41 protein-coding genes are annotated in these 24794 nt (G+C 39.1%); 5 read left to right on the top strand and 36 right to left on the bottom strand.

Going from position 1 to position 24794, the window contains the following annotated elements; genetic code table 11:
- Window positions 1-124: 124 nt before the first annotated feature.
- Window positions 125-742: a hypothetical protein gene (locus FD16_RS01270; RefSeq protein WP_010621665.1), complete on the bottom strand. Its 618-nt coding sequence runs from the start codon at window positions 740-742 to the stop codon at window positions 125-127.
- Between the two features lie 546 nt (window positions 743-1288).
- Between FD16_RS01270 and FD16_RS01275 the strand changes: the two genes are divergently transcribed.
- The 5 genes from FD16_RS01275 (at window position 1289) to FD16_RS01295 (ending at window position 6187) form a co-directional block, all read left to right on the top strand.
- The gene (locus FD16_RS01275) at window positions 1289-1630 is read left to right on the top strand and encodes a hypothetical protein (RefSeq protein ID WP_010621663.1); all 342 of its coding nucleotides are present in this window, start codon (window positions 1289-1291) and stop codon (window positions 1628-1630) included.
- Window positions 1631-1892: 262 nt separating this feature from the next.
- A complete protein-coding gene (locus FD16_RS01280; RefSeq protein WP_010621662.1) occupies window positions 1893-2966 on the top strand; it encodes a hypothetical protein in 1074 nt (357 codons plus the stop codon).
- Window positions 2967-3183: 217 nt separating this feature from the next.
- The gene (locus FD16_RS01285; protein WP_056938517.1) at window positions 3184-4518 is read left to right on the top strand and encodes a Rep family protein; all 1335 of its coding nucleotides are present in this window, start codon (window positions 3184-3186) and stop codon (window positions 4516-4518) included.
- A gap of 64 nt (window positions 4519-4582) precedes the next feature.
- Window positions 4583-4846 carry a helix-turn-helix domain-containing protein gene (locus FD16_RS01290; RefSeq protein WP_010621660.1) on the top strand — a complete coding sequence of 88 codons (264 nt, stop codon included), beginning with the start codon at window positions 4583-4585 and terminating at the stop codon, window positions 4844-4846.
- A gap of 42 nt (window positions 4847-4888) precedes the next feature.
- On the top strand, window positions 4889-6187 hold the full coding sequence (locus tag FD16_RS01295; protein WP_010621659.1) for a site-specific integrase: 1299 nt from the start codon (window positions 4889-4891) through the stop codon (window positions 6185-6187).
- A 19-nt stretch (window positions 6188-6206) separates the two neighbouring features.
- On the opposite strand, the gene rpsI is transcribed toward FD16_RS01295, so the two are convergent.
- The 35 genes from rpsI to rpsJ form a co-directional block, all read right to left on the bottom strand.
- Window positions 6207-6599: a 30S ribosomal protein S9 gene (gene rpsI, locus FD16_RS01300; protein WP_010621658.1), complete on the bottom strand. Its 393-nt coding sequence runs from the start codon at window positions 6597-6599 to the stop codon at window positions 6207-6209.
- A gap of 13 nt (window positions 6600-6612) precedes the next feature.
- The gene (gene rplM / locus FD16_RS01305; RefSeq protein ID WP_010621657.1) at window positions 6613-7056 is read right to left on the bottom strand and encodes a 50S ribosomal protein L13; all 444 of its coding nucleotides are present in this window, start codon (window positions 7054-7056) and stop codon (window positions 6613-6615) included.
- A 120-nt stretch (window positions 7057-7176) separates the two neighbouring features.
- Window positions 7177-7932, bottom strand: a complete 756-nt coding sequence (gene truA, locus FD16_RS01310) for a tRNA pseudouridine(38-40) synthase TruA (RefSeq protein WP_010621656.1) — start codon at window positions 7930-7932, stop codon at window positions 7177-7179.
- An 18-nt stretch (window positions 7933-7950) separates the two neighbouring features.
- A complete protein-coding gene (locus FD16_RS01315) occupies window positions 7951-8754 on the bottom strand; it encodes an energy-coupling factor transporter transmembrane component T family protein (RefSeq protein ID WP_010621655.1) in 804 nt (267 codons plus the stop codon).
- Window positions 8754-9620, bottom strand: coding sequence for an energy-coupling factor ABC transporter ATP-binding protein (locus tag FD16_RS01320; protein ID WP_010621654.1), 867 nt, complete (start codon window positions 9618-9620; stop codon window positions 8754-8756). Before FD16_RS01320 ends, FD16_RS01315 begins: the two co-directional genes overlap by 1 nt.
- Window positions 9593-10432, bottom strand: coding sequence for an energy-coupling factor ABC transporter ATP-binding protein (locus FD16_RS01325; RefSeq protein ID WP_010621653.1), 840 nt, complete (start codon window positions 10430-10432; stop codon window positions 9593-9595). The genes FD16_RS01320 and FD16_RS01325 overlap by 28 nt, the downstream gene beginning before the upstream one ends.
- Before the next feature lie 204 nt (window positions 10433-10636).
- Window positions 10637-11017: a 50S ribosomal protein L17 gene (rplQ, locus tag FD16_RS01330; RefSeq protein WP_010621652.1), complete on the bottom strand. Its 381-nt coding sequence runs from the start codon at window positions 11015-11017 to the stop codon at window positions 10637-10639.
- A gap of 27 nt (window positions 11018-11044) precedes the next feature.
- Complete coding sequence (locus FD16_RS01335; RefSeq protein WP_010621651.1) at window positions 11045-11989, bottom strand: DNA-directed RNA polymerase subunit alpha; 945 nt, start codon at window positions 11987-11989, stop codon at window positions 11045-11047.
- 87 nt (window positions 11990-12076) lie between these two features.
- Window positions 12077-12466 (bottom strand): 30S ribosomal protein S11, encoded by a 390-nt coding sequence (rpsK, locus tag FD16_RS01340; RefSeq protein ID WP_010621650.1) that lies wholly within the window; start codon window positions 12464-12466, stop codon window positions 12077-12079.
- Window positions 12467-12492: 26 nt separating this feature from the next.
- Complete coding sequence (gene rpsM, locus FD16_RS01345; protein ID WP_010621649.1) at window positions 12493-12858, bottom strand: 30S ribosomal protein S13; 366 nt, start codon at window positions 12856-12858, stop codon at window positions 12493-12495.
- Window positions 12859-12891: 33 nt separating this feature from the next.
- Window positions 12892-13011, bottom strand: a complete 120-nt coding sequence (gene rpmJ / locus FD16_RS01350) for a 50S ribosomal protein L36 (protein WP_010621648.1) — start codon at window positions 13009-13011, stop codon at window positions 12892-12894.
- 43 nt (window positions 13012-13054) lie between these two features.
- Complete coding sequence (gene infA / locus FD16_RS01355) at window positions 13055-13273, bottom strand: translation initiation factor IF-1 (protein WP_010621647.1); 219 nt, start codon at window positions 13271-13273, stop codon at window positions 13055-13057.
- 136 nt (window positions 13274-13409) lie between these two features.
- Entirely contained in the window at window positions 13410-14060 is a 651-nt protein-coding gene (locus FD16_RS01360; RefSeq protein ID WP_010621646.1) for an adenylate kinase, read from the bottom strand.
- A 22-nt stretch (window positions 14061-14082) separates the two neighbouring features.
- Window positions 14083-15381, bottom strand: a complete 1299-nt coding sequence (gene secY, locus FD16_RS01365; RefSeq protein WP_010621645.1) for a preprotein translocase subunit SecY — start codon at window positions 15379-15381, stop codon at window positions 14083-14085.
- Window positions 15381-15815, bottom strand: coding sequence for a 50S ribosomal protein L15 (rplO, locus tag FD16_RS01370; protein ID WP_010621644.1), 435 nt, complete (start codon window positions 15813-15815; stop codon window positions 15381-15383). The genes secY and rplO overlap by 1 nt, the downstream gene beginning before the upstream one ends.
- A 31-nt stretch (window positions 15816-15846) precedes the next feature.
- Window positions 15847-16029 (bottom strand): 50S ribosomal protein L30, encoded by a 183-nt coding sequence (rpmD, locus tag FD16_RS01375; protein ID WP_010621643.1) that lies wholly within the window; start codon window positions 16027-16029, stop codon window positions 15847-15849.
- Between the two features lie 12 nt (window positions 16030-16041).
- Entirely contained in the window at window positions 16042-16545 is a 504-nt protein-coding gene (gene rpsE, locus FD16_RS01380) for a 30S ribosomal protein S5 (protein ID WP_010621642.1), read from the bottom strand.
- Between the two features lie 22 nt (window positions 16546-16567).
- On the bottom strand, window positions 16568-16921 hold the full coding sequence (rplR, locus tag FD16_RS01385; protein WP_010621641.1) for a 50S ribosomal protein L18: 354 nt from the start codon (window positions 16919-16921) through the stop codon (window positions 16568-16570).
- 37 nt (window positions 16922-16958) lie between these two features.
- On the bottom strand, window positions 16959-17495 hold the full coding sequence (gene rplF, locus FD16_RS01390; RefSeq protein ID WP_010621640.1) for a 50S ribosomal protein L6: 537 nt from the start codon (window positions 17493-17495) through the stop codon (window positions 16959-16961).
- A gap of 30 nt (window positions 17496-17525) precedes the next feature.
- On the bottom strand, window positions 17526-17924 hold the full coding sequence (gene rpsH, locus FD16_RS01395; protein ID WP_010621639.1) for a 30S ribosomal protein S8: 399 nt from the start codon (window positions 17922-17924) through the stop codon (window positions 17526-17528).
- 32 nt (window positions 17925-17956) lie between these two features.
- The gene (locus FD16_RS01400) at window positions 17957-18142 is read right to left on the bottom strand and encodes a type Z 30S ribosomal protein S14 (RefSeq protein ID WP_010621638.1); all 186 of its coding nucleotides are present in this window, start codon (window positions 18140-18142) and stop codon (window positions 17957-17959) included.
- 18 nt (window positions 18143-18160) lie between these two features.
- Window positions 18161-18703, bottom strand: coding sequence for a 50S ribosomal protein L5 (rplE, locus tag FD16_RS01405; protein WP_010621637.1), 543 nt, complete (start codon window positions 18701-18703; stop codon window positions 18161-18163).
- 27 nt (window positions 18704-18730) lie between these two features.
- Window positions 18731-19039 carry a 50S ribosomal protein L24 gene (rplX, locus tag FD16_RS01410; RefSeq protein ID WP_010621636.1) on the bottom strand — a complete coding sequence of 103 codons (309 nt, stop codon included), beginning with the start codon at window positions 19037-19039 and terminating at the stop codon, window positions 18731-18733.
- Window positions 19040-19071: 32 nt separating this feature from the next.
- Window positions 19072-19440: a 50S ribosomal protein L14 gene (gene rplN / locus FD16_RS01415; protein WP_010621635.1), complete on the bottom strand. Its 369-nt coding sequence runs from the start codon at window positions 19438-19440 to the stop codon at window positions 19072-19074.
- A 52-nt stretch (window positions 19441-19492) separates the two neighbouring features.
- On the bottom strand, window positions 19493-19759 hold the full coding sequence (gene rpsQ, locus FD16_RS01420) for a 30S ribosomal protein S17 (protein ID WP_010621634.1): 267 nt from the start codon (window positions 19757-19759) through the stop codon (window positions 19493-19495).
- A 23-nt stretch (window positions 19760-19782) separates the two neighbouring features.
- Window positions 19783-19989, bottom strand: coding sequence for a 50S ribosomal protein L29 (rpmC, locus tag FD16_RS01425; RefSeq protein WP_010621633.1), 207 nt, complete (start codon window positions 19987-19989; stop codon window positions 19783-19785).
- On the bottom strand, window positions 19979-20413 hold the full coding sequence (rplP, locus tag FD16_RS01430; protein ID WP_010621632.1) for a 50S ribosomal protein L16: 435 nt from the start codon (window positions 20411-20413) through the stop codon (window positions 19979-19981). The genes rpmC and rplP overlap by 11 nt, the downstream gene beginning before the upstream one ends.
- Before the next feature lie 2 nt (window positions 20414-20415).
- Window positions 20416-21084: a 30S ribosomal protein S3 gene (gene rpsC / locus FD16_RS01435; protein WP_010621631.1), complete on the bottom strand. Its 669-nt coding sequence runs from the start codon at window positions 21082-21084 to the stop codon at window positions 20416-20418.
- Window positions 21085-21096: 12 nt separating this feature from the next.
- Window positions 21097-21444, bottom strand: a complete 348-nt coding sequence (gene rplV / locus FD16_RS01440; RefSeq protein ID WP_010621630.1) for a 50S ribosomal protein L22 — start codon at window positions 21442-21444, stop codon at window positions 21097-21099.
- A gap of 13 nt (window positions 21445-21457) precedes the next feature.
- Entirely contained in the window at window positions 21458-21736 is a 279-nt protein-coding gene (gene rpsS / locus FD16_RS01445; RefSeq protein WP_010621629.1) for a 30S ribosomal protein S19, read from the bottom strand.
- A 37-nt stretch (window positions 21737-21773) separates the two neighbouring features.
- Window positions 21774-22619: a 50S ribosomal protein L2 gene (gene rplB / locus FD16_RS01450; RefSeq protein ID WP_010621628.1), complete on the bottom strand. Its 846-nt coding sequence runs from the start codon at window positions 22617-22619 to the stop codon at window positions 21774-21776.
- A gap of 29 nt (window positions 22620-22648) precedes the next feature.
- Complete coding sequence (gene rplW, locus FD16_RS01455; protein ID WP_010621627.1) at window positions 22649-22936, bottom strand: 50S ribosomal protein L23; 288 nt, start codon at window positions 22934-22936, stop codon at window positions 22649-22651.
- Window positions 22936-23562, bottom strand: a complete 627-nt coding sequence (gene rplD / locus FD16_RS01460) for a 50S ribosomal protein L4 (RefSeq protein WP_010621626.1) — start codon at window positions 23560-23562, stop codon at window positions 22936-22938. The genes rplW and rplD overlap by 1 nt, the downstream gene beginning before the upstream one ends.
- 18 nt (window positions 23563-23580) lie before the next feature.
- Window positions 23581-24246 (bottom strand): 50S ribosomal protein L3, encoded by a 666-nt coding sequence (gene rplC, locus FD16_RS01465; RefSeq protein WP_010621625.1) that lies wholly within the window; start codon window positions 24244-24246, stop codon window positions 23581-23583.
- Window positions 24247-24280: 34 nt separating this feature from the next.
- Window positions 24281-24589 (bottom strand): 30S ribosomal protein S10, encoded by a 309-nt coding sequence (rpsJ, locus tag FD16_RS01470; RefSeq protein WP_010621624.1) that lies wholly within the window; start codon window positions 24587-24589, stop codon window positions 24281-24283.
- Between the last annotated feature and the right edge of the window lie 205 nt (window positions 24590-24794).

Consider the following 24794-nt stretch of genomic DNA (forward strand, 5'->3'; position numbering starts at 1 on the left):
AAAGTTTTTCCTAATCCAATTCATTGCCAAAGAAGTGCTTATCTCCAAGTGAGATAAGTGCTTTTTTGGCATTAATCTTAGTTCATTTTACCTATTTTCATCACAATCAAAGTCTGGTATAACGTCATTTTTCATTATTAATTCTTTTCTGATAATAGGACCTCGGATCATTATATCTTTCCATTAAAACAATATCTTTTTTTGTCGCATCCTCATCGTCACCAAGTATCGAATAAAGTTCACGATCACGAATATCTTTTCTTAATAATTCGTCATTCAATTCAAATTTTTCGTTAAATAATGCCTCTAGCATTATCTCAAATTTTTTTCTTAAAAATATCTTTTCTACCTTACCTTCAGAAACAGAATAAGAATCTTCATCGATAAAAGTATCCTTATCATCATATAGTTGCATTTGTTTATATCGCTCATCTTCTGCATTCCCTTGATAATCATTAAGTTTTTGATCAGATATACTTCCTGCAGCATGAAGTTGTTCATTTCCTGATTTACTATTTTTCCGAAAATAATCAAACATATCATCTCTGACAAAAGAAACGACATCATCTATATAATACATTTTCTTTCGATTACCTGAACTAGTCTTTACAGGATTTATATTTTTATTTCTAAGGGTGCGTACTACTTGTTTATAAACAGCTGTTTTCTCCACCCACAGTTCTCCCCACACTTCAAGAGCAACATTTACAATATCATTTCTTGAATACAATTTTTTTCCCATAATTCCACCTCTGTCCACTAAATCGCACAAATTGTCTAATTCACGTTCATAAATAAGTTCCAATTATCACTATTATATCAGTAATTTTAAAAAATGTCGTTTTTTATATGTCAATAGAATGTCCAATAAAAAAAGAAGATAATGTATTTGCAAATAAGGAAAGGAATTGATGAAATATGAAACACACATGTAAGAGTTTACTAACAGAAATTTTATCTAATTATACTCCGGCTATCTATTTATATAGTACTAATCAAAAAGATTTAAGCAACGTATCATTACAGCTTCAAGAATTATGGTTTTCAAATGTTTCCCCATCTCTTCTCACGATTCAGCGATCGGATATTGATAGGAGAGATGCTGATTTATTAGGAATTTGTGCAAATTTACTCTATCTTCAATATAAGCTTAAAACAGAATTTTCAAAACTGTAGATTTTTGACCAAGATCGTTATGTCATTAAACTATCGATCCTCACTTTGAGGTTCTCGTCCCATTTGGTTAGATGCTAATACTTTTAGCATCAGAAAGGATCTGGTGTTGCTCATGGCAAAACCTAACTGGACTCCGCGTTTGGAAGACGTGCTGGGTCACAAAACACAAGAAACAACAAAAGTCAGTCCTCGGACTGGCAATAAGTACAAAACTGACGTCATCCCCGTTTTAAATGTTCTTTCGACAGGACTCGTTGAAGACATGGGCGATGGGAAATATCGTTATTCCATTGTTGATCGACAACAAAATTTGGAATACGCAATCAAAGTACCAACTAAAATTGATGTTAAATTCGGTACCGCATTAAGCTTTACAAATGTTTGCGGCGGAACGACAAATTTTGGTGGTTGGTATTCTGCTGATTCAGTATCCATTATTCAACGCAATGCGTAAGTATCGCCGTGTTAAGCGCTCCAAAGATAACAGTCATCAAAACTATCAACTCTTCTTGATAGCTTTCGGGCTGTTTTCTTTATTAACAGGTTTCAGCTTTTTCATCTTTACTAGTTGTCAAAATTCACGTTTCTTCACCTCATTAAGTGAATTATTTCGAAATATAACTGTTTTACTCGTGATTATATCGCTGGTACTACTTGTCATATCCGTCATCACATTCTTTCACCGCGAATTGGTTACTACACTTGAGATACCGTCGATGAGTAGTAAAGCTGAAAATTTATCAAGAAAAATCAAACAACTTTTCAATGATAAACAACTTGACGATGTCTTATGTCTTTGTAACTCAACTCGATATGGAATTGAATTTCCTCTTCTATATGTTTGGGTATCTGACGATTGTAATTATGGCTACATTGCTATTGAGAATATCGCCACATATGATCGCATGGATCAAGATAAGTATGAACAAAAAGTCTCGGGAATTCTAGGCGGAAAATATAAGCGCTTTGCGGTAATCTCGTCAGAATTGACTAGTAACGACAGCTATATGCTGTTTCATTTTGAAGATACATTAACTTACTACAAACTGATAATTAATGAAAAAGAAGATACATTATCTGGCTACGTTAGTAAAGATCCACATGCTATTTTGTTATCAAAAGACTTAGTCTGGCATGCAGAGATGACACCACATCTGAGTGTTATTGCTAGGACTCGGGCCGGAAAGTCAGTTCTGTGTGGTCGGTATATGGCAAGATTAATGCAATTGCAGGGCTGGATTGTTGAATACAATTCTGCTAAATTTGATCGCTATGTCAAAGAGTTCGACGGTAAAAGTGATCCACTTGAAATCGTTGAGCGTGCCGAGTATTGGTGTGAAGTTATGTTAGAACGCTTAAATAAGATCAATGATGCGGGGCAAGAAAAATATCTTGACCTTCCAGATCTTGTCGATATCGGATTATTCTTTGATGAAATCGGTAATTTAAACGCTGCGTTAGAACTCGATAAGTCACTCAAAAAACGGTGGGAAGTTGCGATCAATAGGTTAACCGCAACCGGTGGAGCAGCTGGTTTGCATCTCGTTGCTATCTCTCAGTTTGCAACTAAAGAAGCGTTTCTGCCCAGTTTAGCTCGCGTAAACTGTTCTGACGCTGTCATAATGCTTGCTGGGGCTGCTGATTCCGCCGATGAAAGAAGATTCCTGATGGCTGGTTTTGCTGATTTACCCCAGCGTAATTATAAGGTTGGGCAAGGTGTGGCAAGAATAATTACTAGTGGTAAAAAATGGGAAACCCCACACTTCTTCGAAGCTCCTTGGTTTATCTAGATTAAAAAATAATATCTTAAAAAGCATGGCAACGCGCGCGTTGCCATGCTTACATAAAATTTTAAATTTAACTCTAACTATTCTACGCGCATACGGCACAGGGCTTGTCGATGTGCCGTAATAATTCCAATTGCTGAAAAAACAGCAATATAAATAAGAGATTTTAGTAGGTCAAACTAAGAATAGTTAGAAGAAAAGAAAGGTAAGGTTATTTTAAATGGCGAAAGATAGTACATTAACCTGCGTTATGATTGCACAACAATTACAACCCGAGTTTTGGCATGGCTGGGATGAACAACCAATTATTCAAGCGCAGAATGGCGATGCTCGAGATTTATTAGATAATGTCGTACAACGGTTAGATAAAAGCAACGTTAAGGTTTCAGAAGCATACGGTATTATTCACAACAAATATACAGAAACAATTTGGAATGCAGAAAAGCAACAAAATAGTATTCGTCAAAAAGAAGATCATGTTCATTTCTTATTAAAATTTGATAAGGGCAACACAATCAACAATTTGGCGATGACAATCGGTGTCGAACCGCAATACCTTGAAAAAGCTAAATCAGGCAGATACGGTTATGACAATCTACTTGCCTATCTCGTCCATGCAAAAGATAAAGATAAGTTTCAGTACAATCCAAAAGATGTGACGACAGCTGTTGGTGAAGATTACTTAAGTGTTTATAATCGGCGCCGTGAAACTTGGCTACGCGGACGAGCCACCAAAGAAGCACAAAACTCAATGCAGAGTGTTGATTATCTTATCGCCCAAGTATTACAGGGTAAATTAACAAAAAGTCAAATTATGAGCGATGAAGATTTATATATGGTTTACGGTCTTAACAGCTCTAAGATAAATGGTGCTTTTACAGTCATTGGTGAGCGCAAAAGTATTACCGCTCAACGCGATATTGAAGCGAGTAAATTCAAAAAAAAAATTATTTTTATTTCTGGTACTGCTGGAGTTGGTAAAACAAAATTTGGTAAATTACTTGTACGCCAAATCCAAAAAGCTGTGCAAAAAGAACATAACTGTTACTGGGAATGTTGTGTTACTGCTTCAACTAATCCTTTTGATGAATATAGCGGACAAGAAATTCTTTTTCTTGACAATGTCCGTGGTGAAACATTAGGCTTTCTTGACTGGCTTAAACTCTTAGATCCACATAATATTAGCCCTATTTCAGCTAGATACCATAACAAATTTGGTGTTGCTAAAGTAATTATTATTACCAGTCCAGTTCCACCCTATCAATTTTTTAATCACCCAAAATTTAACAGTATGGAAGATTTAGGACAGTTTTATCGTCGAATTGATTTTTGGATTAGTTTTTCAAATAACAAATTATTAGTATGTAATCCAATCCGAGACTTTTGGCATCACAATAGCAAATATCATTATCTGCATAACTCATCTTATCGTTTCTCGAAAAATGGCTTATATAAAAAGACAAATGCAATTCAACGAATTCTAAAATTAATTAACAACAATATGAAATGGAAAAAGAAAAAGGAACAAATCACAACCGCCGGCAAGCTTAAGTGATTAGTCCCCTAATTGGTTTGCAAGTTTTACTTGCAACCTCATTATATCATGGAGGTAATTAAACATGTTGCTACAAAATACTGATAATCAACAAAATCTAACTGAACAAGAACTTGTTAAAAACATCTTAGATGAAGTGAAAAGTACACTCACTCAGCTAACCATTAATAATCGTTATATGAATAAACAAGAAACATGCGATTACTTAAAAATTTCTAATAACACTTTAGACAAATGGATCGGATATGGCTTGCCCTTCATTTTAGTTGGGAGCACACGTCGTTTTGATCGTGTTGCTATTGATAAATGGCTAAATTCGCGAGTATAATATCGTTACTCCTTTGACTCGCAAACAAAGGAGTTTTTAACTGTGAGCATTACAAAAACAAAAAATAATACTTATCGCGTTCGAAAGAAGTATCCTTTGGATATCATGCAATCTCTTGAATTATCGAATCCCGACTACGATAAGATTTTTAAAACAAGAAAGGAGGCCAAACAAGCTGAACTTGAATTCGAAAACAGAATTATCAAGTTCAGAAACAACAACAGTATCAGTTCTTTTGAATTGGGCGGTGAAGTTCTTTTTAAGGACTTTTACAAGGACGTCTGGTTAGATGATTATAAAAGTGGCTTAACAAGTTCTTACACGCAACCTCCTAGTATTGTAACCATTCAAAATACCGAAGATCTTTTTAGGCTTCATATTTTGCCAATGTTTGGAGCCTATTCACTTAATTATCTTAATCAGCATCGCCAATTCGTTATTCAAAAAATGAATGCAAAGGCAAAAGAATATGCTAATTTCAAAGTTATTCGCAGTTATGTAAATCAGGTATTCGACCTAGCAGAAGAATATGAGTACATCGAATCTAACCGACTTAGCAAAAGTCTTAGAAAAGTAAAAGCGATCAAGAAAAATCATTTAAAATCTGCAAAACGTGATGAAGATAAATACCTTACTGATACCGACCTAATGGCATGGTTTCAGGCTGTTCAAGAGGACTTGGATAATGGATCACTTTCATATCAAGATTATACGTTATTCTGGACAACTTTCTTCTTATCTGATCGAAAATCAGAAACGTACGCCTTGCAATGGAAACACGTTGATTTTAACAACAAGACAATCTATCTCACTCAAGCACTAGACAAATTCGGTAATGTTAAAAATACAAAAGGAAATAAAAATACGCAATTCTCACTGCCAGATCATTTAGAAAGAATGCTGATCGAATGGAAACAACGACAGAAAAACGAGCTTGCGGAATTAAATATTAAGCAAACACGAGATCAATTCTTATTTACTTATTGTGATCGACAAGGTAATTTAAATCAACGACTTCATACAGATTATTTAAATTATCGGATGAAATCTATTCACCACCGTCATCCTAATTTAAAACCTTGCTCTCCCCATAAGCTGCGTCATACAACCGCAACTTTAGCTAAACTCCATGGTATGTCACTTGAAAAAATTTCAGAAGCATTAACCCATTCGAATATTGGAACAACTCGTGTTTATGTTAATGCAAATAATGTTGTGGATTTAACTCCGGCTAACTTTGCTTATGATAACTTAAATAAAAATGGTCGTGGGGATTCGGTGGGGAATCTGGTGGGAATTTCCACAAAAAAAGACACCCACAAAGATGTGGATGCCTTGTAAACGTTGATATATCTGGATATTAACGCTTTGAAAATTGTGAAGCTTTACGGGCCTTCTTGAGACCTGGCTTCTTACGTTCTTTCATACGTGCATCACGAGTTAATAATCCGGCACGCTTCAAAGGACCGCGGAAATCAGGGTCAACGTTGAGCAAAGCACGGGCAATACCATGACGAGTTGCACCAGCTTGACCAGAAAAACCACCACCACGAACGTTAACTAAAACGTCATAGTTGCCACTAGTTTCAGTAGCAGTAAATGGTTGTAAAACAACTTCACGTAAGTTAGCAAATGGAATATATTCAGTGATATCCTTGCCGTTCATCGTGATTTTTCCTGTACCTGGTACCAAACGTACACGTGCAGTAGAGTTCTTACGACGACCTGTGCCGCTATATTGTACTTGAGCCAATTCTGTTCCCTCCCTAAATTAAGTTTGTAATGTCTAATACTTCTGGCTTTTGGGCTTCATGCTTGTGATTTGCATCAGCATATACATGTAGCTTCAAACCCATCTTTTGTCCAAGTGAGTTATGAGGAAGCATACCCTTAACAGACGTTTCGATTAACTTCTCAGGGTTTTTCTCACGTAAATCACCAGCAGTGCGTTCTTTTAAACCACCTGGATGATTTGAGTGATGGTAATAAATCTTACCACTTGCCTTGTTACCAGTTAATTTAACATTTGCTGCGTTAATAATAATCACATTATCACCCGTATCCACATTAGGGGTGTATGTTGGCTTATTCTTACCGCGCAAGATCGAAGCAACAACTGTTGATAAACGACCAAGTGCAATATCGGTTGCGTCAATGACGTACCATTTACGTTCAACTTCACCTGGTTTAGCTAAGTATGTCGATTTCAATGTAAAATCCTCCATTTTTCTTGTCTTCTTCAACTAATTAATAAGCTGCCGGGGCCTTTTAAGTGGTTAAAGAATACCAACAATCAGTTTACTTTAAAATTCACTGTTCGTCAATGCTTTTTAGTCATCGTAATTAACTTCTACTAAATATAATCCGCTAGCTGGGGCTGTTCCTCGTGCTTGGTTTCTATCCCTCGCTGCCAATACTCTCGGAATATCGTTTACTGGACGCTGATCATTTCCAATTTCCAAAAGAAGTGAAACCATTATCCGAACCTGATTGTACAAAAATCCATTACCTTCAAATTCAAAAATGATCTCCTGATCATGCTCATCCCTCCATATTTGAGCATGATAGATTATTCTCACATTACTCTTTGTTTGACTGCCTGAAGCAACAAGACTCGTAAAGTCATGTTCACCAATCAAGTCTTTCACAGCAATTTGCATTCTTTCAATATCAAGTGGATATTTGTAATGTGCCGTGTACCGTCTCTTAAAAGGATCAACGAACTCTCCTTGTGATACGCGATATCGATACAACTTCCTGTGAGCACTATATCTAGCATGAAAATTGGCGTCAACATGCTCTGCACTCTTAACCATCATATCAAGCGGTAATAAGCTGTTCAATGCCCGCCGCATTGAATCATCAGGTAAATCAAAGGGAATATCAAAATGAGCAACCTGACCAAGTGCATGAACGCCCGCATCTGTTCTACCTGAGCCATACACTTCAATTGCAGGATCAGGGTTTTTAGCAATTTTATTCACAGCAATTTTTAGCGTCTTTTCAACAGTACGCTGATGCGGCTGAACTTGAAATCCAGCAAAGTCAGAACCGTCATAAGCAAAAATTATTTTGTATCGATACATAGAAAAAAAGCTCCTAAACTAAGTAAAATATCTCAGGGTTAACAGTATAATTGTGGCTGCTACCATTACAAAACAAGCAACCGAATCTGCAGTATGCCAATGGAGCAACCTATATTTAGTCCGCCCTTCGCCACCACTATATCCACGTGCTTCCATGGCTGTGGCTAAGTCTTCGGCACGATTAAAAGCACTAATAAATAACGGAATTAAAATCGGAATTAGTGACTTAACTCGTTTCCACAAGCTTCCCGTGCCAAAATTAACACCACGTGCTCTTTGCGCATTCATTATTTTTTGACTCTCATCCATTAATGTAGGTACAAAACGTAGAGCAATAGATAACATCAAGGCCAGTTCATAAACTGGTACTTTAATCTTGGTCAAAGGCTTAAGTAGCGACTCTACTGCATCCGCAATCATCAACGGTTGTGTAGTTAATGTCAGGACCGTTGACATACAAATAATTAACACAAATCTACAAAAAATGTACGCACCGTTAATTAACCCAAATTGGGTAATAGACAGTATGCCCCACTGCCAATACACATGACCACCACTACTGAAAAATATTTGCAGAATAACAGTTAAAACAATAATAAATATTAGTGGCCTAACTCCATCCCAAAAGAATCCTAATGGAACTTTGGTTAACAGAATTGTCCCCAAGGTAAATGCAGCCAACCATGCATAGGTTTGCCAACTGTTTGCAAAAAAAATGATCACAATAAAGTACATGCTAAGAACCAATTTAGCACGTGGATCTAATTTATGAATTACCGAATTGGTAGGCACAAAGCGGCCAAATAGAACTTTAGAAAACATTAATTTGACCCACTTTCCAATTGTTTTGCAACTTGCCTGCTTAACTCCTCCAATGTTAATGGATATGGGTCAAATCTAAACCCACCTTTTGTCAGCTCATTGGCCACTTTAGTTGTCTTTGGAATCGTTAAGTGGTTTCCAATTAACCCCTCTGGATTTGAAAAAATTTCGTTCGGACTACCTGCCTTAACAAGATTACCATCATTCATAACAAGTACCTGATTTGCAAAAGCTGCAGCATCTTCCATTTGATGCGTCACTAGTATCACATTAATGTTATTTTTCCTATGCAATTGACTAAAAAGTTGCATAGTTTCCCGTTGACCACGAGGATCTAACCCAGCAGTCGGTTCATCTAAAATCAAAATTTCTGGTTTCATAGCCAGTACACCGGCAATCGCTACACGTCTCATCTGACCACCAGATAATTCAAAGGGAGATCTTTGCGCTAAACTATCGTCAAGCCCAACTAATTGCATAGCTTCTTTTGCCAAAACTATGGCCTCATCCTCTGATTTACCAAAATTTTGCGGTCCAAAAGATATATCTTTTAGAACAGTCTCTTCAAACAGTTGATTCTCGGGAAATTGAAAGACGAAACCAATCTTTGAACGAATTTTACCGAGTTCAGAATTACTACTAGTGGAGCTGATAGTTTCGTTTCCAACTTTAATCGTTCCAGTCGTTGGTCTAATCAACCCATCAAGTAGTTGAATCAGCGTTGATTTACCACTGCCGGTGTGTCCAACAATCGCAGTGTACGATCTGTCTGAAATTCTTACGTTTATATCATGTAGTGCATTAACCTCAAACGGTGTACCAACCTGATACGAAAAATTTACTCCATTGAACTCAATTGTTGACATAACCAATTCACCACCTGACTGCTATTCATGTATTCCTCTGGAACTTCAATCTTTAATTCTTTTAAATCATGTTTAATATGTTCTCCAAGTGGTAAATCAAGACCCTTTTCAAGTAACATTTTAGAATCGGAAAGAATTTTTTCCGGTTCTCCAGATGATATCAGACTTCCATCATCGATGACAAATAAGCGATCTGCCAAAGCAGTTTCGTCTATATCATGTGTGATTGTTAAAACTGTAAATTTATAACGCTGTTTTAACTCATGCAACAATTCAATAACTTCTTGGCGTCCCTGAGGATCCAACATACTTGTCGCTTCATCTAAAATCACAATCTTCGGCTGCATCGCTATAACACCTGCAAGTGCCACCCTTTGCTTCTGACCACCAGAAAGTCCGGCAGGTTCACGATCAGCGTATTTATCCATTCTAACAAGTTTCAATGCTTCATCCACTTTGGCCACCATCGTTGCATGATCAACATGGCGATTTTCAAGACCAAACGCAACATCATCAGCAACTGTGGCTCCAACAAACTGATTGTCAGGGTTTTGAAATACAAAACCAATTTTTGAGCGAACATCCCATACGGTGTTCTCGTTCAATTCTAGTCCGTCAACCACGACCTGCCCACTATCAAGGGACAGCAGACCATCAATTGCCTTCGCAAGTGTACTTTTTCCGCTTCCATTGTGCCCAATAATGGCCACCCATTCGCCTTGAGACACATCAAAAGATATATCATTCAAAACATGAATGTCATTTCCTGGATAACTAAATATTGCATTTTGTACGGATATTATATTATTCATTAACTGCCGCTCCATTGTAAATTTACACCAGAATCATCATAACATAATAGACGAATCAATCAGTAAAATATGTACAAAAAAATCACTTACAATTGTGGCGCTCAGGTAGAAACCTGCATTCAAGCTAGACTAGGATCTCTCCACCATCATAACGCTCTATACCATCAATCATAGTGATTCTTTATTACGCTTATTTATATTCTATTAGACAAACTCAAGAATAACCATCGATGCAGCATCGCCGCGACGAGGCATTGTCTTCAAGATACGAGTATATCCACCATTACGATCAGCATACTTAGGTGCTAATTCTTCAAACAAATTTTGAAGAGCAGACTGAACACGTACATCTTCGCCGTCTTCCTTAATATCTGCAACCATATTGCGAAGAAATGAAGCAGCTTGACGACGAGCATGTAAATCACCCTTCTTGCCAAGAGTAATCATTTGGTCAGCAGTCTTACGAACTTCTTTAGCGCGAGCTTCAGTAGTTTCAATACGACCATTAACAATCAAGTTAGTAGTTAAATCGCGTAATAAAGCCTTACGTTGGGAGCTTGTGCGTCCTAATTTACGGTAACTCATGAACAGTTTTCCTCCTTTGTGAGAGTTTTAATCTTCTTGACGAAGTGATAATCCTAAATCAGCTAATTTAACCTTTACCTCTTCAAGTGACTTACGACCAAGGTTGCGCACCTTCATCATGTCAGCTTCAGAGCGGTCTGTTAGTTCTTGAACAGTGTTGATTCCAGCACGCTTGAGACAATTGTATGAACGAACTGAAAGATCCAATTCTTCAATTGTCATTTCTAACATTTTTTCCTTATGAGTCTCTTCTTTTTCGACCATAATTTCAGCATTCTTAGCAGTATCCGTTAAATCAACGAACATTGAAAGATGCTCAGTTAGAATTTTGGCAGCTAAACTAATTGACTCACTTGGCGTGATTGAACCATCAGTCCAAACATCAAGCGTCAACTTGTCGTAGTCGTTACGTTGCCCCACACGTGCATTTTCAACATTGTAGTTCACGCGTTCAATTGGGGTATAGATGGAATCAATCGGTAATACACCGATAGGAAGGTCATCCATACGAGCTTTGTTATCATCAGCTGAAACGTAACCACGACCAGTATTAGCAGTCATCTGGATGTGTAATTCAGCCCCATCAGCAACTGTTGCAATGTGCAAGTCTGGATTCAGAACTTCAACATCACCATCAGCCTCAATATCACCAGCTGTAACAGCGGCGGGACCCTTAACATCAATCTCTAAAGCCTTATCTTCCTCAGAGTCAATCTTAAGAGAGATTTTCTTCATGTTCAGAATGATTTGAGTAACGTCTTCTGTGACACCCTCAACTGTTGAAAATTCATGCAAAACACCATCAATTTGAATACTGGTGATGGCTGCTCCAGGGAGTGACGCTAATAGAATTCGTCGTAACGAATTTCCAAGCGTTGTTCCATAACCACGCTCGAGTGGTTCTACGACAAACTTGCCATAGTTATTACTTTCATCAACTTTGTGAATGTTAGGTTTCTCAAATTCGATCATTCTTATCTTTTACCCCTTTCAAAACGTGGTTCGCTATTAATATAAAATACATTAATATGAAGAAAACTCCACGAAAATGTAGCAGAATTAAACACGACGACGCTTTGGAGGACGAGAACCATTATGTGGCACTGGAGTCACATCACGAATTGCACTCACTTCAAGGCCAGTACTTTGAAGTGCACGGATGGCAGCTTCACGTCCAGAACCTGGTCCCTTAACAGCAACTTCGACAGTCTTCATACCGTGTTCCATTGATGCCTTTGCAGCAGCCTCTGACGCCATTTGTGCAGCAAACGGTGTAGATTTACGACTACCCTTAAAGCCCAATGAACCAGCTGATGACCACGCAACAGCATTTCCTTGTAAATCAGTAATCATAACAAGCGTATTGTTAAATGTTGAATGGATATGTGCAACTCCAGTTTCAATATTCTTTTTTACTCGACGCTTACGAGTTCCTTTTCTTGTAGCCATAGGAATTGTTTCCCTCCTTTACTTAATTATTTTTTACGACCTGCAATAGAAACGGCCTTACCCTTACGAGTACGTGCATTATTCTTTGTGTGTTGACCACGAACTGGCAACCCACGACGATGACGCATACCACGGTATGAACCGATTTCTTGAAGACGCTTGATGTTAAGTGAAGTTTCACGACGAAGGTCACCTTCAACTTTAAGTTGATCAACCTCAGCACGTATCTTGTCTTCTTGATCAGGTGTTAAGTCACGAACACGGATATCTTCTGATACACCCGCGTTAGCAAGAATCTTTTGAGCACTTGTATTACCAATACCAAAAATATAAGTTAAGCCGATTACAATTCGTTTGTCACGAGGTAAATCGACACCTGCAAAACGAGCCATTTATTAGTACACCTCCAATTCAGTTTTATAAAATTACTTACCTTGACGTTGTTTGTGCTTTGGATTTGCAGAGCAAATTACCATAACACGGCCATTACGCTTGATCACTTTGCAGTGTTCGCACATTGGCTTTACTGATGGTCTTACTTTCATTGTAAAATATCCTCCTAGAAAGTCATAATCCAATTAAATACTACTATTTAAAGCGGAAAGTAATACGACCCTTTGTTAAATCATACGGAGACATTTCAACTTGAACACGATCACCAGGCAAAATTTTGATGTAGTGCATCCGAATCTTACCAGAGACATGTGCCAATATCTCATGTCCATTTTCTAATTCCACTTTAAACATAGCATTCGGTAAAGTTTCCGTAACTTTACCTTCAATTTCGATCACATCGTCTTTTGCCACGAAATATTCCTCCTTGTTCCTCAGATTCAACATAAAAATGGCGGACTTATCCATCCACCTTGACTTTTGTCAATAAACCTAAAGTAGTGTACCACAGCTTTAATGACAAAGCAAGAATAGCACGTTATCGCACCAATTATATGTTTTTAAGAATCTGCTGAACTTCTGAATAAACCTTGTCAATATCTTGCTCGCCATCAACGGTGTGCAAAACATTTTCCTTTTGATAGTAATCAACAAGTGGCGTGTTCATCTTGATGTTAACATCCAAACGGTTCTTAACAGTCTCAGGCTTATCATCTTCGCGTTGGTAGAAATCGTGATGACCACAAACATCGCAAGTTCCCTCAACCTTAGGCATATGGTAAATCTTGTGATACGTTGCTCCACAGTTGCGGCAAATGAAACGACCAGTCAATCTTTCAACTAGAACACTTGGTTCAACATGAATGTTCAAAACGGCATCCAGTTTACGATTAGACTCGGCAAGCATTTCATCAAGCGCTTCAGCTTGCACTAAGTTTCGTGGAAATCCATCTAACATAAAGCCTACTTTTGTATCTTCTTCAGCCAAACGATCACGAACAATTCCATTAGTAACTTCGTCAGGAACTAATTCACCTTTGTCAATAAACGCTTTTGCCTTAAGACCCATTTCAGTTTCATTCTTCATGGCAGCACGGAAAATATCACCAGTCGAAATATGTGGAATGTGAAATTCATCAACAATTTTTTGTGCTTGGGTACCTTTACCGGCACCCGGAAGTCCCATTAAAATGAGATTCATGGTACTCATCTACAATTCCTCCTCAATCATGTATAAACCCAATATACTCTCTCTTCATATTCAAACCATTTAACTGTCTAACAACATCTAATGCAATTTGTACAACAATTAGTAAACTTGTTCCTCCCAAACCAATTGATTGACTTAAATTCCAAATGTCACTTGCTAACAATGGAATCAAAGAAATAAATCCAAGGAAGACAGAACCAACTGTACTCAATCGCATTAAAACTCCAGCAACAAAGCTTTGAGTCCCCTTACCAGGCCAAACACCTGGAATGTAACTGCCTTGTTTTTGTAAGTTCTCTGACAGTTTTTCAGGATTGACCTGAACGAAAGCATAGAAGAATGTAAATACAACGATCAACAAGATATACAATGTTGTACCAGGTAACGTCTGCATATTAAATATATCAGTCATTACTTGATACCAAGTATCTCCACTATGATTTTGCTGGAAAGCCATTAAGATAGTTTGCGGTGTTGATACAAACGAACCAGCAAAAATAACCGGAATAACACCAGACACGTTTATCTTCAAAGGAAGATAACTACTATCTGGGGCACTTGTCGTACGACGTGTGTATTGAATCGGAAGACGACGCTCAGCTTGCTGAACCCAGGTAACAAACGTCACAATTATCAAAAGTGCAACGACCACGACGGCGATAAAACCAATACCGATCCATAGCTCTTTACCAGAAGCACCAACAATTTGATCTTGCCAAAGTTGTTTGATACCACTAGGCATCTGAGCAATGATACCTGCAAAGATAAGCATTGATACACCATTACCCAAACCACGTTCGGTAATCATATCACCCATCCACGTCGCTAACATAGTTCCGGCAGTTAGAATTAAACCTATCATCAGATATGTTTGAATTCCTGGATTATTGACTAGTTTCAATGTGCTTAAAGCGTTAAAACCAGCTGTAATACCAATTGATTGGATAAACCCAAGAACAATTGTCAACCAACGTGTTGCTTGATTAAGCTTACGTCGACCAACATCACCTTGTTTACTCCATTCAACGAACTTTGGAACGATGTCCATTTGCAAAAGTTGAACAACAATTTGAGCAGTGATATATGGTGAAACACCCATTGCAAACAATGAATAGTTTTCAAGCCCACCACCACTAAATGTATTCAAAATTGATGCGAGCCCAGTAGATGCAACCTGCTGTAACGCAGCTGCATTTATACCTGGAACGGTGATATACGCACCAAGTCGGTACACAATTAGGACAAATAAAGTAAACAGAATCTTCTTACGAATCTCCGATACTTTAAATCCATTTTTGATAGTTGCAAACATTAAATCACCTCAGTTTTACCACCTGCGGCCTCAATTGCTGAAACAGCAGAAGCAGAAAACTTAGCTGCTTTAACTGTTAACTTCTTAGTTAACTTTCCATTACCAAGAATTTTGATGCCATTTTTTTCGTTCTTGATTACACCATTTTCAACTAGTAAAGCAGGTGTAACTTCAGTGCCCTCATCGAATTGATCAAGGGTAGCTAAACTAACAATTGCGTATTCTTTACGACTGATGTTAGTGAATCCACGCTTTGGAATACGACGATAAAGTGGCATTTGGCCACCTTCAAAGCCTAAGCGTGTCTTGCTACGAGCCTTTTGACCTTTTTGACCACGACCTGATGTTTTACCGTTACCAGCTGAGGTACCACGACCACGACGAGCGCGAACTCCACGTGATCCTTCTGCGGGTTGTAATTCATGTAACTTCATTTGGGTCTGCACCTCCTTATTGATTAATTAATTACTTAACTTCTTCAATCGAAACTAGGTGAGCAATTTTAAAAATTGCACCACGCGTAGCTTCGTTATCTGGTTTAATTACAGAGCTGTTCACACGACCTAATCCAAGTGCTTTTACAATAGCACGGTGAGCTGGAAGACGGTGAGCGGCGCTATGGATTAACGTAATTTTAACTTGTGCCATAAGACTGTCCTCCTATTTAGATAAGTGTTCGAGTGAAACACCACGTAATGCTGAAACTTCATCAGCACTCTTCAATGCCTTCAAGCCTTCAAAAGTGGCACGAACAACATTGACAGGTGTGTTTGAGCCTAAACGCTTTGAAGTAACATCAGCAACACCAGCAAGTTCCATAACGGAACGAACAGCGCCACCGGCTGCAACTCCAGAACCTTCAACGGCTGGCTTTAACATAATACGGCCACCACCGTAAACACCAACTACTTCATGTGGAAGTGTTGTGCCGACGATTGGTACTTCAATCAAGTTCTTTTTAGCCGCTTCTACAGCCTTACGAATTGCTTCTGGAACTTCTTGAGCTTTACCAGTGCCAAAACCAACGTGGCCCTTCTTGTCACCAACAATGACTAATGCAGCAAAACGTAGTCGACGACCACCTTTAACAACTTTAGTAATTCGATTGATAGCAACCACGTTATCTTCAAGATCTAATTTTGATGGGTCAATAAATGATGCCATTACGGGTTATTCCTCCTTTTCTCTAGAATTTAAGTCCGTTTTCACGAGCTGCTTCAGCTAAAGCCTGTACACGACCATGATACAGATAACCGCCACGATCAAATACAACTTCACTGACATTCTTTTCAGTACCACGTTTAGCGATCAATTCGCCAACCTTGGCTGCTTGTTCTGATTTATTTCCACTAACTTCTTTGTCAATTGTGGAGGCACTTGCGAGCGTCACACCCTCTACATCATCAATTAATTGAGCGTAGATGTTTTTGTTAGAACGATAAACACTTAAGCGTGGGCGCTGAGCAGTACCAGAAATCTTTCCGCGAACGCGTGCATGACGACGTTGGCGTGTTTTATTCTTATCTGGTTTTGAAATCACAATAGTCACCTCTTTGATTTATTTTAAAACATTAAAACTACTTACCAGTCTTACCTTCCAAACGACGAACATATTCATTTTCGTAACGAATACCTTTACCTTTGTAAGGTTCTGGTGAACGAACTGCACGTACTTCGGCAGCAAAGTCACCAACTTCTTGCTTACTGATACCACTAATTTTAATAGTAGTGTTATCAGGAACTTCGAGCTTAAGACCTTCTGGAGTTTCGAATTCAACTGGATGTGAATAACCAACAGTCAAAATCAACTTAGTACCTTTTAATTGTGCACGATATCCGACACCAACGAGCTTCAATGTTTTACCAAAGCCATTTACAACGCCTTCAACCATGTTGTTAACATTGGCACGTGTAGTACCGTGCAATGCACGAGTCTTGTTGTTGTCGTCAGGACGATCAAACTTAACTACGTTACCTTCAACAGTCATTGTAATAACTGAAGAAATAGCACGAGTTAATGAACCCTTAGGACCTTTAACTGTAACGTCATCACCATCGCGTGAAATTTCAACGCCTGCTGGCAAATCAATCTCTTTATAACCAATACGACTCAATTTGTGCACCTCCTAACTATTATTAATTAATTACCAAACGTATGCGACTACTTCGCCGCCAATTTTCTTTGCTCGAGCTTCCTTATCGGTAACAACACCTTGAGAAGTCGAAATGATAGCAATTCCTAAGCCATTTAAAACCTTAGGAACGGCGTCAGCCTTAACGTATGAACGAAGACCTGGCTTCGAAATACGCTTAAGCCCTGAAATAACCCGTTCGTTGTCCTTACCATACTTCAAGAACACACGAATGATGCCTTGCTTATCATCGTCAATATATTCAACATCGCGAACGAAACCTTCGCTTTTTAAGATTTCTGCGATGTCTTTCTTAATTTTAGATGCAGGTACTTCAACTGAATCGTGACGAACCATATTGGCGTTACGAATACGAGTCAGAAAGTCTGCAATTGGATCACTCATAGACATCGATGTTTATCCTCCTTTTGTCGGTTTGTTGTTTACCAGCTGGCCTTCTTCATACCAGGAATCTGGCCCTTATGTGCGAGTTCGCGTAAGCAAATCCGGCATAGATGGAACTTTTGATAAACAGAATGTGGACGTCCACAACGTTCACAACGAGTGTAGTTTTGTGTTGAAAACTTAGCGGGACGCTTGTTTTTAGCAATTTGTGATTTTTTTGCCAATTTGTGGAACCTCCTTATTTATTTAGCAAATGGCATTCCTAATTCTGCCAATAATTCGCGTGATTCTTCATCAGATTGAGCTGTTGTAACAATTACAATATCCAATCCACGAACACGGTTAACGTTATCGTAATCAATTTCTGGGAAAATCAATTGTTCACGAACACCAAGTGTATAGTTACCACGGCCATCAAAAGCTTTATTGCTGACACCATGGAAATCACGAACACGTGGGAGAGAAACATTGATTAACTTATCCAAAAAGTCATACATGCGTTCGCCACGGAGTGTAACCTTCGCACCGATTGACATGCCCTCACGAAGACGGAAACCAGCGATTGATTTCTTAGCCTTTGTAACAAGTGGCTTCTGACCAGAAATTAATTCTAGTTCTGCTACTGCTTCGTCCAAGTTTTTTGCATTTGTGGTGGCATCGCCAACACCCATGTTCAAAACAATCTTATCGATTTTTGGAGTTTGCATTACAGATGTATAGTTGAACTTTTCGATTAATGAAGGTGTAATTTCATTAACGTATTTTTCCTTAAGACGGTTTACCATGAAGTATTATTCCTCCTTCCTTAAAGATTAGTCAATTGTTTTGCCTGACTTCTTAGCTACGCGAACCTTTTTGCCATCAACAACTTTAAACCCAACGCGTGTTGGTTCATTTGTTGAAGGATCGATAAGCATAACGTTTGAAGCTTGAATTGGCGCCTCAGTGTCAATAACACCGCCTTGTGGATACTTGTTACTTGGCTTTTGGTGTTTCTTGATCATATTTACGCCTTCGACAACCACGCGGTTTTCCTTAGCAAGTGTACTTTGGACAGTACCTTCCTTGCCTTTGTCCTTACCACTGATTACTCGAACTTTGTCACCAGTTTTTACGAACATGTTGATGTGCACCTCCTTATTAAATAGATGAATTAAAGAACTTCTGGAGCTAATGAGACGATTCTCATGAAATCATCATCACGTAGTTCACGGGCGATTGGTCCAAAAATACGAGTTCCTTGTGGGCTCTTGTCATCCTTAATAAGTACGGCAGCATTTTCGTCAAACTTGATGTAAGAACCATCGTTACGACGAAGTCCAGCTTTTGTACGGACGACGACAGCTTTAACAACGTCTCCCTTTTTGACAACGCCACCTGGTGTTGCTTGTTTTACAGTAGCAACAATAATGTCACCAATATTACCAGTCTTAACTCGTGAGCCACCCAAAATCTTAATTACTAAAATTTCACGGGCACCTGAGTTATCAGCGACCTTCAACCGACTTTCTTGTTGAATCACGGTTAATGTCCTCCTTCCATCTTCAAATCAGAATACGAATTTAAGTGATGATTTAGATAATAACAGCTTTTTCAACAATAGAAAGCAGACGGAAACGTTTTTTAGCAGACAATGGACGAGTTTCCATGATCCGTACTAAATCGCCGGTCTTAGCATCGTTATTTTCATCATGCGCATAATATTTCTTTGAGTACTTAACTCGCTTACCATACGAAGGGTCAGTCTTATAAGTATCAACTTGAACAGTAATTGTCTTGTCCATTTTGTCTGAAACAACACGACCTTGGTATACCTTACGAGCATTACGATCTTCACTCATGCGTTAATCCTCCTTTTCGTATTCTATTTGTTAATTTCTTGTTGCCGAAGAACTGTTTTCACCCGCGCAATGTCTTTGCGAACTTGCTTTAGACTTGCGGTATTTTCAAGTTGACCAGTGGCCAATTGAAAACGTAAGTTGAACAATTGATCCTTCAGTTCTTTTTCTTTATTAAGCATTTCAGCAGTGGTTAATCCGTTCAATTCTTGAACAAAATCTTTACTTTTCATCTGATTGCCCACCTACTTCCTCACGTTTTACGATCTTAACACGCATTGGTAACTTGTGGCCGGCTAAACGTAATGCTTCACGGGCAACTTCTTCAGAAACGCCACCTACTTCAAACATTACCTTACCGCGCTTAACAGGTGCTACCCAGCCTTCTGGTGTACCTTTCCCATTACCCATACGAACTCCGACACCTTTGCTCGTATATGACTTGTGTGGGAAAATCTTAATCCAAAGCTTTCCACCACGCTTCATGTAACGGTTCATAGCAACACGAGCGGCTTCAATCTGACGGTTTGAAACCCAGCTGGAGTCCAATGCTTGGATACCATAATCACCAAAGCTAACGGCTTTACCACCCTTAGCTTCACCACGCATGTGGCCACGGTGAACACGACGGAACTTTACTCGTTTAGGTACTAGCATGTTTATTTCCCTCCTTGCTCAGTAGCGTTCTTAGCGCCCTTCTTTTCTGGGAGAATTTCTCCACGATAAATCCAGGTCTTAACGCCCAAAGCACCATAAGTGGTGTGAGCTTCATCCCATGAATAATCAATATCTGCACGAAGTGTGTGCAAAGGAACTGTACCGTCAGCATAGGTTTCAACACGAGACATGTCGGCACCATTCAAACGGCCAGCAACTTGAGTCTTAACACCCTTAGCACCCGCACGCATTGCACGTTGCATTGCACCACGCATTGCACGACGGAAAGCTACACGAGCTTCAAGTTGACGAGCGATGCTTTCACCAACAAGGTGTGCATCAAGATCAGGCTTTTTGATTTCAACAATGTTAATGTGAACTCGTTTGCCTGTAAGACTGTTTAACTCTTTACGAAGTGCTTCAACTTCTGAACCACCCTTACCAATGACCATACCAGGCTTGGCAGTGTGAATTGAAACGTTCACGCGATTTGCTGCGCGTTCAATTTCAACGGTTGATACAGAGGCATCAGCAAGTCGTTTTGAAATATATTTACGGATCCGTAAATCTTCATTCAAGAATGTAGCAAAATCTTTTTCAGCATACCACTTTGCTTGCCAATCGCGAATGACACCAACACGGAATCCTGTTGGATTAATCTTTTGACCCACTAGTTATTCCTCCTACTTTTCTGATACAACCACTGTAATGTGACTTGTCCGTTTGTTAATTGGTGAAGCTGATCCCTTTGCACGGGGACGGAAACGCTTAAGCGTAGGTCCTTCATTTGCAAATGTTTGGCTTACAACCAATGATTCACGATCTAAATCAAAATTGTTTTCAGCGTTTGCAACAGCAGATTTTAAAACTTTTTCTACGTCTGAAGCTGCACCACGAGGGGTGAACTTTAGAATTGCTAAAGCTTCAGCAACGCTCTTGCCACGAATGGCATCTAGAACGAGTCGAACCTTGCGGGCCGATACACGAACAGTCTTAGCAGTTGCTTTAGCTGATGTAATCTCTTCTGCCATGATTCACCCTCCTTTATTTACCAGTTGTTTTATCGTCAGTACCATGACCATGGAACGTACGAGTTGGTACAAATTCGCCAAGCTTATGACCTACCATGTCTTCTTGAACGTAAACTGGAACATGCTTACGACCATCATACACAGCAAACGTGTAACCTACAAAGCTAGGGAAAATTGTTGAACGACGTGACCAAGTTTTGATCACTGATTTTTTGTCTGAATCAGCTTGTGCTTCGACCTTTTTCAAAAGGTGAGCATCAGCGAAAGGTCCTTTTTTCAAACTACGACCCATTATGTGTTACCTCCTCTCGGATTCTACCGTTAACTAATTAGCGAGTATGTGGTCCACGCTTGCGACCACGAACAATAAACTTGCTTGAACGTGCCTTGTGTGAACGTGTTTTCTTACCAACAGTCTTCTTACCCCATGGAGATAGAGGTGATGGCAGACCGACTGGAGCTTTACCTTCACCACCACCATGAGGGTGATCGTTAGGGTTCATAACAGATCCACGAACGTGTGGGCGTTGACCAGAGTAACGCTTGCGACCAGCTTTACCAACATTAATTAACTCATGTTGTTCATTACCAACTGTACCGATAGATGCACGGCAAGTTGAAAGAACCATTCGAACTTCACCTGAAGCAAGACGAACAAGAACATACTTGTCTTCCTTACCAAGGATTTGTGCTGAAACACCAGCGGAACGGGCCAATTGGCCACCCTTACCTGGCTTTAATTCAATGTTGTGGATGATAGTACCAACAGGGATGTTTGATAATGGAAGAGCATTACCTACCTTAATATCAACATCTGGGCCTGATTGTACTTGAGTACCAACAGTTAAACCCTTTGGAGCAATGATATATGATTTAGTACCATCAGCATATCCAAGTAAAGCGATATTTGCTGTACGGTTTGGATCATATTCAATTGCTTTAACAGTTGCTGGAACATCATCTTTGATACGCTTGAAATCAATAATACGATATTGACGCTTTGTACCACCGCCACGGTGACGAACAGTAATATGTCCGTAACTATTACGGCCGGCCGTGTGACTTAGCGGAGCAAGTAATGACTTTTCTGGAGTAGTTTTAGTAATCTCTTCAAAGTCAGAACCAGTCATGTTACGACGACCGTTAGTGGTTGGTTTGTATTTCCGAATTCCCACTTTATTTTCCTCCTATTCTAGATTTTTAATTATTCTTCGTTGAATAATTTAATTTCATTTGAATCGGCAGATAAAGTGACAATAGCCTTACGACGCTTCTTAGTGTAGCCAGCGTAACGGCCTTGACGCTTCAACTTACCTTTAACATTCATAATATTAACTTTAACTACCTTAACATCGAAGATTTCTTCGATAGCTTTCTTAACTTGAGTCTTGGTAGCTCGTACATCAACATCAAATGCATAACGCTTGTCATCCATGAATGCCATCGTTGCTTCTGTGACAACTGGACGTAAAATAATATCGCGTGCTTCCATTATGCGAGCACCTCCTCTACTTGAGAAAGAGCTGATTGAGTAATTACTAACTTGTCGTTATTAACTACATCTAAAATATTAACATTTGCAGCATTTGTAACAGTTACATTAGCAATGTTACGAGCTGACAAAGCAACATTTTCATTATCTTTATCAAGAACTAATAAAGTCTTTTCTGCAACTTTTAAGTTTGCCAAGACAGCAGTGAACTCTTTTGTCTTTGGTTTGTCAAAGCTGATTGAATCAACAACGACAAGTTTGTCATCAGCAACCTTCTCTGACAAAGCAGACTTGATTGCTAATTGACGTACCTTACGGGGTAATTTGAAACTGTATGAACGTGGTGTAGGTCCAAATACAATTCCACCGCCACGCCATTGTGGTGACCGAATTGATCCTTGACGTGCACGACCAGTTCCCTTTTGACGCCATGGCTTCTTACCACCACCGCTAACTGCACTACGATTCTTAACGGCATGTGTACCTTGACGTAATGATGCACGTTGACGTAAAACCGCATCATAAATGGCATTTTGGTTTGGTTCAATACCAAAAACATCGGCATTTAAATCAACCGTGCCATTTTGGCTTCCATCTTGTTTATATAATGCAACGCTTGTTGTCATTACCTAGTTCCTCCCTTCCTATTGTTTGTTTTTTTGCTTGCTAAGGTTTTTCTTAGTATTAGCTTTTACAGAATTTTTAATGGTAACAAATGACTTGTTAGCACCTGGAACATTACCTTTAATCAACAAAACGTTGTTATCAGTATCAACACGAACGATCTTCAAGCTTTGCATTGTACGAGTGTTGTTACCCATACGTCCTGGTAATTTCTTACCCTTGAAAACACGGTTAATAATTGAACCAAGTGAACCAGGACGACGATGGTAACGAGAACCGTGAGCCATAGGTCCACGTTGTTGTCCATCCTTATGGATATTACCCTGATATCCGTGTCCTTTTGTTGTTCCTGTGACGTCGACAGCTTCACCAGCTGCAAAAAGATCAACTTTAATTTCGTCGCCAACCTTAACGTCGTCTCCTAATTGCGCATCTCTAATTTCACTGATGAAGCGCTTAGGAGTAGTATTTGCTTTTGCTACATGACCTTGTTCGGGCTTGTTGCTGAGCACTTCACGCTTGTCATCGAAGCCAAGTTGAACGGCAGTATAGCCGTCATTTTCAACAGTCTTGACTTGAAGAACAATGTTAGGAGTTACTTCAACTACAGTGACTGGTACTAATTCACCTGATTCAGTGAATACTTGAGTCATCCCTACTTTTTTACCTAAGATTCCTTTGGTCATGAGTACACCTCCAATATGTTGTAATAATTATTTACTAAAGCTTAATTTCAATGTCGACACCACTAGGCAAGTCAAGTTTCATTAATGAATCAACTGTCTTTGGTGTTGGATCGATAATATCAATCAAACGCTTGTGTGTCCGCATTTCGAATTGTTCACGTGAATCCTTGTGCTTATGTGGTGAACGAAGCACCGTGTACAAGGTACGTTCCGTTGGTAACGGAATTGGACCTGAAATTGATGCACCAGTACGCTTAGCAGTCTCAACAATCTTGTCAGCAGACTGATCTAATGTACGATGCTCGTAGGCCTTCAAACGAATACGAATTTTTTGTTTTGCCATTATGTTCCCTCCTTCGTCAATATTTTAAATTTGACTAGCTCCGTGAAAATTACCGCCACATCCTGTGGCAAAGCGGCCGGGTGTGTCGCAACCTCTCACATCAACGCTGTATATACTTTTACCTGCCACAGGACATAGTTATACCCATGGAAAGCTCAAGCACTTATATATATTACTAGACATTCCCTACAAACACAAGGACTTT

Origin of the sequence: Paucilactobacillus suebicus DSM 5007 = KCTC 3549, from assembly GCF_001434475.1 — a bacterium.
In the GTDB taxonomy this organism is placed as follows: domain Bacteria; phylum Bacillota; class Bacilli; order Lactobacillales; family Lactobacillaceae; genus Paucilactobacillus; species Paucilactobacillus suebicus.

What these genes read in the sequence shown, in the direction of transcription:
- FD16_RS01270 (WP_010621665.1), bottom strand. Translation starts at nt 742, where the DNA reads ATGGGAAAAAAATTGTATTCAAGAAATGATATTGTAAATGTTGCTCTT.
- FD16_RS01275 (WP_010621663.1), top strand. Translation starts at nt 1,289, where the DNA reads ATGGCAAAACCTAACTGGACTCCGCGTTTGGAAGACGTGCTGGGTCAC.
- FD16_RS01280 (WP_010621662.1), top strand. Translation starts at nt 1,893, where the DNA reads ATGAGTAGTAAAGCTGAAAATTTATCAAGAAAAATCAAACAACTTTTC.
- FD16_RS01285 (WP_056938517.1), top strand. Translation starts at nt 3,184, where the DNA reads ATGGCGAAAGATAGTACATTAACCTGCGTTATGATTGCACAACAATTA.
- FD16_RS01290 (WP_010621660.1), top strand. Translation starts at nt 4,583, where the DNA reads ATGTTGCTACAAAATACTGATAATCAACAAAATCTAACTGAACAAGAA.
- truA (WP_010621656.1), bottom strand. Translation starts at nt 7,932, where the DNA reads ATGTATCGATACAAAATAATTTTTGCTTATGACGGTTCTGACTTTGCT.
- FD16_RS01315 (WP_010621655.1), bottom strand. Translation starts at nt 8,754, where the DNA reads ATGTTTTCTAAAGTTCTATTTGGCCGCTTTGTGCCTACCAATTCGGTA.
- FD16_RS01320 (WP_010621654.1), bottom strand. Translation starts at nt 9,620, where the DNA reads ATGTCAACAATTGAGTTCAATGGAGTAAATTTTTCGTATCAGGTTGGT.
- FD16_RS01325 (WP_010621653.1), bottom strand. Translation starts at nt 10,432, where the DNA reads ATGAATAATATAATATCCGTACAAAATGCAATATTTAGTTATCCAGGA.
- rplQ (WP_010621652.1), bottom strand. Translation starts at nt 11,017, where the DNA reads ATGAGTTACCGTAAATTAGGACGCACAAGCTCCCAACGTAAGGCTTTA.
- FD16_RS01335 (WP_010621651.1), bottom strand. Translation starts at nt 11,989, where the DNA reads ATGATCGAATTTGAGAAACCTAACATTCACAAAGTTGATGAAAGTAAT.
- rpsK (WP_010621650.1), bottom strand. Translation starts at nt 12,466, where the DNA reads ATGGCTACAAGAAAAGGAACTCGTAAGCGTCGAGTAAAAAAGAATATT.
- rpsM (WP_010621649.1), bottom strand. Translation starts at nt 12,858, where the DNA reads ATGGCTCGTTTTGCAGGTGTCGATTTACCTCGTGACAAACGAATTGTA.
- rpmJ (WP_010621648.1), bottom strand. Translation starts at nt 13,011, where the DNA reads ATGAAAGTAAGACCATCAGTAAAGCCAATGTGCGAACACTGCAAAGTG.
- FD16_RS01360 (WP_010621646.1), bottom strand. Translation starts at nt 14,060, where the DNA reads ATGAATCTCATTTTAATGGGACTTCCGGGTGCCGGTAAAGGTACCCAA.
- secY (WP_010621645.1), bottom strand. Translation starts at nt 15,381, where the DNA reads ATGTTTGCAACTATCAAAAATGGATTTAAAGTATCGGAGATTCGTAAG.
- rplO (WP_010621644.1), bottom strand. Translation starts at nt 15,815, where the DNA reads ATGAAGTTACATGAATTACAACCCGCAGAAGGATCACGTGGAGTTCGC.
- rpmD (WP_010621643.1), bottom strand. Translation starts at nt 16,029, where the DNA reads ATGGCACAAGTTAAAATTACGTTAATCCATAGCGCCGCTCACCGTCTT.
- rpsE (WP_010621642.1), bottom strand. Translation starts at nt 16,545, where the DNA reads ATGGCATCATTTATTGACCCATCAAAATTAGATCTTGAAGATAACGTG.
- rpsH (WP_010621639.1), bottom strand. Translation starts at nt 17,924, where the DNA reads ATGTCTATGAGTGATCCAATTGCAGACTTTCTGACTCGTATTCGTAAC.
- rplE (WP_010621637.1), bottom strand. Translation starts at nt 18,703, where the DNA reads ATGGTAAACCGTCTTAAGGAAAAATACGTTAATGAAATTACACCTTCA.
- rplX (WP_010621636.1), bottom strand. Translation starts at nt 19,039, where the DNA reads ATGTTCGTAAAAACTGGTGACAAAGTTCGAGTAATCAGTGGTAAGGAC.
- rpsQ (WP_010621634.1), bottom strand. Translation starts at nt 19,759, where the DNA reads ATGAGTGAAGATCGTAATGCTCGTAAGGTATACCAAGGTCGTGTTGTT.
- rpmC (WP_010621633.1), bottom strand. Translation starts at nt 19,989, where the DNA reads ATGAAAAGTAAAGATTTTGTTCAAGAATTGAACGGATTAACCACTGCT.
- rplP (WP_010621632.1), bottom strand. Translation starts at nt 20,413, where the DNA reads ATGCTAGTACCTAAACGAGTAAAGTTCCGTCGTGTTCACCGTGGCCAC.
- rplV (WP_010621630.1), bottom strand. Translation starts at nt 21,444, where the DNA reads ATGGCAGAAGAGATTACATCAGCTAAAGCAACTGCTAAGACTGTTCGT.
- rpsS (WP_010621629.1), bottom strand. Translation starts at nt 21,736, where the DNA reads ATGGGTCGTAGTTTGAAAAAAGGACCTTTCGCTGATGCTCACCTTTTG.
- rplW (WP_010621627.1), bottom strand. Translation starts at nt 22,936, where the DNA reads ATGGAAGCACGCGATATTATTTTACGTCCAGTTGTCACAGAAGCAACG.
- rplD (WP_010621626.1), bottom strand. Translation starts at nt 23,562, where the DNA reads ATGACAACAAGCGTTGCATTATATAAACAAGATGGAAGCCAAAATGGC.
- rplC (WP_010621625.1), bottom strand. Translation starts at nt 24,246, where the DNA reads ATGACCAAAGGAATCTTAGGTAAAAAAGTAGGGATGACTCAAGTATTC.
- rpsJ (WP_010621624.1), bottom strand. Translation starts at nt 24,589, where the DNA reads ATGGCAAAACAAAAAATTCGTATTCGTTTGAAGGCCTACGAGCATCGT.